The organism is Pseudomonas sp. 43NM1 (assembly GCF_002836905.1).
In the GTDB taxonomy this organism is placed as follows: Bacteria; Pseudomonadota; Gammaproteobacteria; order Pseudomonadales; family Pseudomonadaceae; genus Aquipseudomonas; species Aquipseudomonas prosekii.
This window is the reverse complement of sequence record NZ_MKGS01000148.1, coordinates 40,674-49,078: the sequence shown is the minus strand read 5'-3', so window position 1 is coordinate 49,078 and position 8,405 is coordinate 40,674. Positions and strand designations below refer to the sequence as shown.

Sequence of the window (8,405 nt, the reverse complement as noted above, 5' to 3'; positions counted from 1 at the left end):
ACCTGCATGTGCTCGACATCGGCGCCCAAAACGCGCCACAAGCGGTCGACCACCGCCAGCGCTGCCGAATCGGTCTGATCCAGCGGCGTCAAAATCACTTTATGCCGACGGAACAGCTCGGCGTTGGAAGCTTCCACCCCGCTCTGCTCGGAGCCGGCAATCGGATGACCGGGCACGAAACGCGTCGGCATGCCGCCAAACGCTTCGGTCGCCGCGCGCACCACATTGCCTTTGGCGCTGCCGACATCGGTGAGGATCGCTTGCCCCAGGTCCATGCTGGCCAAACGCACCAGCATTTTCTCCATGGCAAGAATCGGCACGGCGAGCTGGATCACGTCAGCGCCCTGGCACGCGGTGGCCAGGTCTTCTTCGCAGCGATCCACCACACCCAATTCAACCGCAAGTTTGCGCGACTGCGGATCCAGATCGACCCCGACCACTTCGCGGCACACGCCACTTTCACGCAAGCCTTTGGCAAACGAACCGCCGATCAAACCCAGACCGACCACCACCAGGCGACCGATCACCGGTTCAGCGGATTGCTGTGCAACGAAATCAACCACGAGCCAGAACCTTGGTCAGCGCCTCAAGGAAGCGAGTGTTTTCGCTCGGCGTGCCGATGGTGATGCGCAAGTGGTTCGGCATGCCGTAATTGGCCACCGGACGCACGATTACGCCTTCGCGCAGCAAACCTTCGAATACCGGCATCGCAACACGACCGAGATCAACGCAGATAAAGTTGCCCTTCGACGGAATCCAGCCCAGATCCAGCTCACGGAAACCCGCTTGCAGTTGCTGCATGCCGGCCTCGTTCAAACGGCGGCTTTCGGCCAGATAGTCAGCGTCCTGCAACGCCGCACATGCAGCGGCCAAGGCCAGGCTGTTGACGTTGAACGGTTGGCGCACGCGGTTCAGCACGTCGGCAACCACTGGCGTCGACAGACCATAGCCGACCCGCAGCGCCGCCAGGCCATAGGCCTTGGAGAACGTGCGCGAAACCAGCAGATTCGGATATGCCGCGAGGAAATCGAGGCCATCAGGCAGGTCGCTGCCCTCGGCGTATTCGATGTAAGCCTCGTCCAGCACCACCAGCACGTGGGCCGGAACGTCCTGGAGAAATTCATCCAGCGCCTCGGCGCCGAACCAGGTGCCGGTCGGGTTGTTCGGGTTGGCAATGAACACCACGCGCGTGTCGGCGTCGATTGCGGCCAACATCGCCGGCAGATCGTGACCCCAATCCTTCGCCGGAATAACCCGCGCGTCTGCGCCAACCGCCTGAGTGACGATCGGGTAGACCGCGAACGCATGCTCGCTGAATACGGCGTTCAGGCCCGGCGCCAGGTAGGCGCGCGCGACCAGTTCCAGAATGTCGTTGGAGCCATTGCCCAGCGTCACTTGATCAAGCTCGACGCGGCACTGCTCGGCCAGCAAGGTTTTGAGGGCAAAACCGTTGCCGTCCGGGTAACGCGTCAGCTCGGCCAATTCGTCGCGAATCGCGGCGAGCGCTTTTGGACTGGCGCCCAACGGGTTTTCGTTGCTCGCCAGTTTGATGATGTTCGCCGGATCGATGTCCAGTTCGCGCGCCAGTTCGTCCACGGGTTTGCCCGGAACGTAAGGCGAAAGTTGTTGCACGCCCGGCTGTGCCAGAGCGAGGAAATCACCACTCATCTTGCTACCCCTTAGAGAACCGCTTTCGGGTAGGAACCCAGAACTTTGAGTGCCACTGCTTCCTGGCTGATCTTTTCCAGCACACCTTTGATCAACGGATCGCGGTGGTGGCCGACGAAGTCGATGAAGAACACGTAGGTCCATTTACCACTGCGCGACGGACGGGTCTCGATCCGTGTCAGGTCGATGCCGTTGTCGTGGAACGGCACCAGCAACTCGTGCAGTGCGCCGGGTTTGTTGCTCATCGAGACGATGATCGACGTTTTGTCGTCGCCGGTCGGCGGCACTTCCTGGCTGCCGATCATCAGGAATCGCGTGGAGTTGTCCGGGCGATCCTCGATTTTCTCGGCCAGACGGGTCAGCCCGTACAGGCCAGCGGCCATGTCGCCGGCAATCGCCGCCGAGTTCCACTCACCCTTGACCCGCTTGGCCGCTTCGGCGTTGCTGGAAACCGCGACGCGCTCGACATTCGGGTAATGCGCGTCCAGCCACTTGCGGCACTGGGCCAGCGACTGCGCGTGGGAATAGATGCGGCTGATGCTGTCAGTCTTGGTGTTTTCACCGACCAACAGGTGATGGTGAATCCGCAACTCGACTTCGCCACAGATGACCATGTCGTGTTCGAGGAAGCTGTCGAGGGTGTGGTTGACCGCGCCTTCGGTGGAGTTTTCCACCGGGACCACGCCAAAATTCACTGCACCGGCCGCCACTTCACGGAACACTTCGTCGATCGCCGCCATTGGCTTGCTGATCACCGCGTGGCCGAAATGCTTCATGGCCGCCGCTTGGGTAAACGTGCCTTCCGGGCCGAGGTAAGCCACTTTCAGCGGCTGTTCGAGCGCCAAGCACGAAGACATGATTTCGCGGAACAGCCGCGCCATCTCTTCGTTGCCCAGCGGCCCCTGGTTACGCTCCATTACGCGCTTGAGCACCTGAGCTTCACGCTCGGGACGATAGAACACCGGCACTTCGCCTTCGGCCAGCGAGGCCATCTTTACTCGCGCAACTTCCTGGGCGCAGCGTGCACGTTCGCTGATCAGCTCGAGGACTTTGGTGTCCAGGGCGTCAATGCGCACGCGCAGTGCCTTGAGTTCTTGCTCAGACATTAACCATGTTCCTTCTCGAACTCTGCCATGTACGAAATCAGCGCGTTGACCGCAACGATATCGACGGCGTTATAGATGGAGGCGCGCATGCCGCCCACGGAGCGGTGACCCTTGAGGTTCAGCAGCCCGCGTTCGTCGGCACCGGCAAGGAATGGCTTGTCCAGACGGTCGTCGGCCAGACGGAACGGCACGTTCATCCACGAGCGGTCCGACTTGTTGATCGGGTTGCTGTACAAGCCGCTGGCGTCGATGAAATCGTACAAAGTGCGCTGTTTGACTTCGTTGAGCTTGCCGATGGCTTCAACGCCACCCTGCTCTTTCAGCCATTCGAACACCAGACCGGACAAGTACCACGCCAGCGTTGGCGGGGTGTTGTACATCGAGCCGTTATCGGCCGCGACTTTGTAGTTGAGCATGGTCGGGCACAGCGAGCGCGCGCGACCCAGCAGGTCTTCGCGAACGATGTTGACGACGATGCCGCTCGGGCCGATGTTTTTCTGCGCGCCGGCGTAGATCATGCCGAAGCGCGAGATGTCCACCGGACGCGAAAGAATGTCAGAAGACATGTCGGCGACCAGCGGAACATCGCCGGTTTCCGGAATCCACTGGAACTCCAGGCCACCGATGGTTTCGTTCGGCGCGTAATGAACGTAAGCCGCGTCTTTCGACAGGTTCCACTCGTTCTGGCCGGGAATCGCGAAATAGTCGTAAGGCTTGGCAGTCGCGGCGACATTGACGTGGCCGTAACGGGAGGCTTCTTCGATGGCTTTCTGCGACCAGATACCGGTATCGATATAGTCGGCGGTGCCGCTTTCCGGGAGCAGGTTCAGCGGAATCTGGGCAAATTGCTGACTGGCGCCGCCCTGCAGGAACAGCACTTTGTAGTTCGAAGGGATATTCAGCAGATCACGCAGATTCTGCTCGGCTTTGGTGGCAATGGACACGAACTCATCGCTGCGATGGCTCATTTCCATGACCGACAGGCCTTTGCCGTGCCAATCGAGGAGTTCGCCCTGAGCGCGTTTCAGGACAGCTTCAGGCAGCGCCGCAGGACCGGCACAGAAGTTATAGGCTCTCTTGCTCACATCCAATCTCGCTCTGATTTGGTGGGTCATGCAAACTTGTCAGTCGACACATTCAATGCGGGAGCGGGCTCGACTGTGGCGAGGGGGATTGCCCCCCGTTCGATTGCGAAGCAATCGCCAACCGGTCACCACGTTCTTATACAAGATAACGGCGACTGGTTTCAGGGGCGCTTCGCACCTCAACGGGGGCAAGCCCCCTCGCCACAAAAGCCCGGCACCCACACGGATCTCCATGGGTGTCGATATTTTCATACGGGACAAACAACAAGGGGGCGAATTCTCATCCGCCCCCTGTTTGTCCGCTTATTCCTGCGGTTCTTCGTCGGCAGCGGCGTCGAGCTGCTGGTCCTCGGCAGCGTCGTCGTTCACGACCTCGCCGTCGAACACTGCACCTGCTTCGCCGTCTTCACCGTCGAGGCCTTCACCTTCAAGCTCTTCGCCCTCGACTTCCGATGGCTCCTGAACCCGCTCAAGACCGACCAGCTTTTCGTCGCTGGCAAGTTTGATCAGGGTCACGCCTTGGGTGTTTCGACCCAGGCTGGAGACTTCGTCGACGCGAGTACGAACCAGTGTGCCCTGGTCGGAAATCAGCATGATTTCCTCGCCATCAAGCACCTGGACCGCACCGACCAGACGGCCGTTACGGTCGTTGCTGACCATGGCGATAACGCCCTGACCGCCACGTTTGTACTCAGGGAATTCGGTGATCGCCGTGCGCTTGCCGTAACCACGCGCCGAAGCGGTGAGGATCTGGCTGCCTTCTTCCGGGATCAGCATCGAAATCAGCTTCTGCCCTTCCGGCAGACGCATGCCGCGCACACCGCGAGCGGTACGGCCCATGGCACGAACGTCGGTTTCCTTGAAGCGCGTAACCTTGCCGCCGTCGGAGAACAGCATGACTTCGCGAGCACCATCGGTGATGGAAGCGGAAATCAGCACGTCGCCTTCATCCAGCTCCAGCGCGATCAAGCCAACGCTGCGCTGACGGCTGAAGGATTCCAGCGGGGTCTTCTTCACGGTGCCGTTGGCGGTAGCCATGAAGATGAAGTGACCTTCGGTGTATTCGTCGACCGGCAGCATGGTGGTGATGTATTCACCATCGCCCAGCGGCAACAGGTTAACCAACGGACGACCACGGGCAGCGCGGGACGCTTCCGGGATTTCGTAGGTTTTCAGCCAGTACACTTTGCCTTTGCTGGAGAACAGCAGCAGCGTGGTGTGGCTGTTCGCAACCAGCAGGTGAGCAATGTAGTCCTCATCCTTGACGCCGGTCGCCGATTTGCCTTTACCGCCACGACGCTGAGCCTGGTACGCAGCCAATGGCTGGGTCTTGGCGTAGCCACCGTGGGAGATGGTCACGACGCGCTCTTCTTCCGGGATCATGTCACCCAGGGTCAGGTCGAGACGGGCATCGAGAATTTCGGTGCGGCGCACGTCGCCGTATTCGGCGCGGATCACTTCCAGCTCTTCGCGGATCACTTCCATCAGGCGCACGGCGCTGCTGAGGATGCGGATCAGTTCGCCGATCTGGTTGAGGATCTCTTGATACTCGGCCAGCAGCTTTTCATGTTCCAGACCGGTCAAGCGGTGCAGACGCAGTTCGAGAATGGCTTGAGCCTGTTCCGGCGACAGGAAGTACTTGCCTTCGCGCAGACCGTATTGCGGGTCCAGGGTCTCCGGACGGCAGGAATCGGCACCGGCGCGCTCAACCATTGCGACTACAGCGGACGATTCCCACGCAGTCTTGATCAGCGCTTCCTTGGCTTCCGACGGCGTCGGCGATGCTTTGATCAGGGCGATAACCGGGTCGATGTTCGACAGGGCAACCGCTTGACCTTCAAGGATGTGCCCACGTTCGCGGGCTTTGCGCAGTTCGAACACGGTACGGCGGGTAACGACTTCGCGACGGTGGCGAACGAACGCTTCCAGCAGATCCTTGAGGTTGAGGATCCGCGGACGGCCGTCGATCAGCGCAACGATGTTGATACCGAACACCGCTTGCAGCTGGGTCTGGGCGTAGAGGTTGTTGAGGATCACCTCAGGCACTTCGCCACGACGCAGCTCGATCACAACGCGCATACCGTCCTTGTCGGACTCGTCGCGCAGTTCGGTGATGCCTTCAAGCTTCTTCTCTTTAACCAGCTCGGCGATCTTCTCGATCAGACGCGCCTTGTTGAGCTGGTAAGGGAGTTCGGTGATGACGATCTGCTGGCGACCACCGACTTTGTCGATGTCTTCGATCATCGAGCGGGCGCGCATGTAAATGCGCCCGCGACCGGTGCGGTAGGCTTCGATGATGCCGGCGCGACCGTTGATGATCGCGGCGGTCGGGAAGTCCGGACCAGGGATGTATTGCATCAGCTCATCGATGGTCAACTCAGGGTTGTCGATGAGCGCCAGGCAACCATCGATGACTTCACCGAGGTTGTGCGGCGGGATGTTGGTCGCCATGCCCACGGCGATACCGCTGGAGCCGTTGACCAACAGGTTGGGAATACGCGTCGGCATGACCGCGGGGATCATTTCGGTGCCGTCGTAGTTCGGCACCCAGTCCACGGTTTCTTTATGCAGGTCAGCCAGCAGCTCGTGCGCCAGCTTGGTCATGCGCACTTCGGTGTATCGCATGGCAGCGGCGTTGTCGCCGTCCACCGAACCGAAGTTGCCCTGACCGTCTACCAGCAGGTAGCGCAGCGAGAATGGCTGCGCCATCCGAACGATGGTGTCGTACACCGCGGTATCACCGTGCGGGTGATACTTACCGATCACGTCACCGACAACACGGGCAGATTTCTTGTACGGCTTGTTGAAGTCGTTGCCCAGCTCGCTCATCGCGAACAGCACACGCCGGTGCACGGGCTTCAAGCCATCGCGCGCATCCGGCAGTGCCCGCCCGACAATTACGCTCATCGCGTAGTCGAGGTAGGACTGCTTCAGCTCGTCTTCGATATTGACCGGGAGGATTTCTTTGGCCAGTTCGCCCATGAGAAGCCTGATTCCTTTTTCTGGTGAAACTTCGTCACATCCATATGGGACGAACGAAGCTCGCCGACGCAGGCTGAGTGCCCGGCGCCGACTTACGACAAATCAACGAGTTATGCCATGGATCTGCGCAGTAAAGACAACCCCGTGGGACTGCCTCGGAAAACGCCGGATGTTATCACAAAGGCCGCCACGCACCTATCCCCCTGATGCGCATGGAGCATAGTAAGTTGACCGGTGACAGGCTCAACGGGGACGAGAGAAGCTTAGAGCCGCGGTGAATGCAGATTCGGGGATAAGATCCAACGTGTTTACTGGCCACAGGACCCCTTCGCGAGCAAGCTCGCTCCCACATTTAATCCCGGTTGAGCCGAACATTGCGGCCACACCTCGATCAACTGTGGGAGCGAGCTTGCTCGCGAAGGCGGTTTTAGCTGACAACAAATACCGTCAATGCAGACGCTTGCGGCACATCAATTGGGCCATTTTCGCGGTATCCGGGCGCTCGACGATGCCCTTCTCGGTGACGATTGCATCGATCAGGTCCGCCGGCGTCACATCGAACACCGGGTTGAACGCCTCGACTTCCGCGCCGACCCGCTGGCCGCCAACGCTGAGCAATTCGCTGCCATCGCGCTCTTCAATCGGGATGTCGTCGCCACTGGCGAGGTTCATGTCGATGGTCGAACTCGGCGCCACCACCATGAAGCGCACGCCGTGGTGCATGGCGCTGACCGCCAGTTGGTAGGTGCCGATCTTGTTCGCCACATCGCCATTCGCGGTAATGCGGTCGGCGCCGACGATCACCCAAGTGATGCCTTTGGTCTTCATGATATGCGCGGCGGCGGAGTCGGCATTCAGCGTCACCGGGATGCCTTCGTTGGCCAATTCCCACGCAGTCAGCCGCGAACCTTGCAGCCATGGACGGGTTTCATCGGCGTAGACGCGCTCGACCATGCCTTCGATGAACGCCCCGCGAATCACCCCCAGCGCTGTGCCGAAGCCGCCAGTAGCAAGGGCGCCGGTATTGCAGTGGGTGAGGATGGCCTGGGCGTTGCCCTGATGTTTGCGGATCAAATCGACGCCGAGTTGCGCCATGGTCAGGTTGGCTTCGCGATCACTTTCATGAATCGCGATGGCTTCCGCTTCCAGCGCGGCCAGTGGATCGGCATCTTCCTTCAAGCGATCCAGGCGATCACGCATGCGACCGAGCGCCCAGAACAGATTGACCGCGGTCGGACGCGAATCGGCGAGCAACGCGTAATCCTCTTCCCACTCGGCCTGCCAGTCGCCGCCCTCGGCAATCCGCGCGCGCGCCGACAGCACCATGGCGTACGCGGCACTGATGCCGATCGCCGGGGCGCCGCGCACCACCATCGAGCGGATAGCCTCGGCCACGCCGGCGGCGCTGGTGTAAGCAATCCAGGTTTCCTCGAACGGCAGAATCCGCTGATCCAGCAAGTACAGGGCGCCATCACGCCAATCGATGGCCTTCACCTTCTCCGCAGCCAACAGTCGATCGCGCATCCCACACCCCGCACTCATGAACAAAAGCCGCCGATTATAG

6 protein-coding genes are annotated in these 8,405 nt (G+C 60.5%); all 6 read right to left on the bottom strand.

All coding sequences use genetic code 11. The features are described 5' to 3' along the window. Positions 1-527, bottom strand: a 527-nt coding sequence (locus BI292_RS16570; protein ID WP_157831270.1) for a prephenate dehydrogenase/arogenate dehydrogenase family protein, incomplete at its 3' end; no start/stop codon positions are given. Between the two features lie 28 nt (positions 528-555). Beyond that, positions 556-1,668, bottom strand: coding sequence for a histidinol-phosphate transaminase (gene hisC / locus BI292_RS16565; protein ID WP_101208494.1), 1,113 nt, complete (start codon positions 1,666-1,668; stop codon positions 556-558). Between the two features lie 11 nt (positions 1,669-1,679). After that, positions 1,680-2,774: a prephenate dehydratase gene (pheA, locus tag BI292_RS16560; RefSeq protein WP_028620536.1), complete on the bottom strand. Its 1,095-nt coding sequence runs from the start codon at positions 2,772-2,774 to the stop codon at positions 1,680-1,682. Continuing rightward, positions 2,774-3,859, bottom strand: a complete 1,086-nt coding sequence (gene serC / locus BI292_RS16555; protein WP_101208493.1) for a 3-phosphoserine/phosphohydroxythreonine transaminase — start codon at positions 3,857-3,859, stop codon at positions 2,774-2,776. The genes pheA and serC overlap by 1 nt, the downstream gene beginning before the upstream one ends. 303 nt (positions 3,860-4,162) lie before the next feature. Further along, positions 4,163-6,841, bottom strand: a complete 2,679-nt coding sequence (gene gyrA, locus BI292_RS16550; protein WP_101208492.1) for a DNA gyrase subunit A — start codon at positions 6,839-6,841, stop codon at positions 4,163-4,165. A gap of 447 nt (positions 6,842-7,288) precedes the next feature. Next, complete coding sequence (gene mtnA / locus BI292_RS16545) at positions 7,289-8,365, bottom strand: S-methyl-5-thioribose-1-phosphate isomerase (protein ID WP_101208491.1); 1,077 nt, start codon at positions 8,363-8,365, stop codon at positions 7,289-7,291. Positions 8,366-8,405: the final 40 nt, after the last annotated feature.

What these genes read in the sequence shown, in the direction of transcription:
- hisC (WP_101208494.1), bottom strand. Translation starts at nt 1,668, where the DNA reads ATGAGTGGTGATTTCCTCGCTCTGGCACAGCCGGGCGTGCAACAACTT.
- pheA (WP_028620536.1), bottom strand. Translation starts at nt 2,774, where the DNA reads ATGTCTGAGCAAGAACTCAAGGCACTGCGCGTGCGCATTGACGCCCTG.
- gyrA (WP_101208492.1), bottom strand. Translation starts at nt 6,841, where the DNA reads ATGGGCGAACTGGCCAAAGAAATCCTCCCGGTCAATATCGAAGACGAG.
- mtnA (WP_101208491.1), bottom strand. Translation starts at nt 8,365, where the DNA reads ATGCGCGATCGACTGTTGGCTGCGGAGAAGGTGAAGGCCATCGATTGG.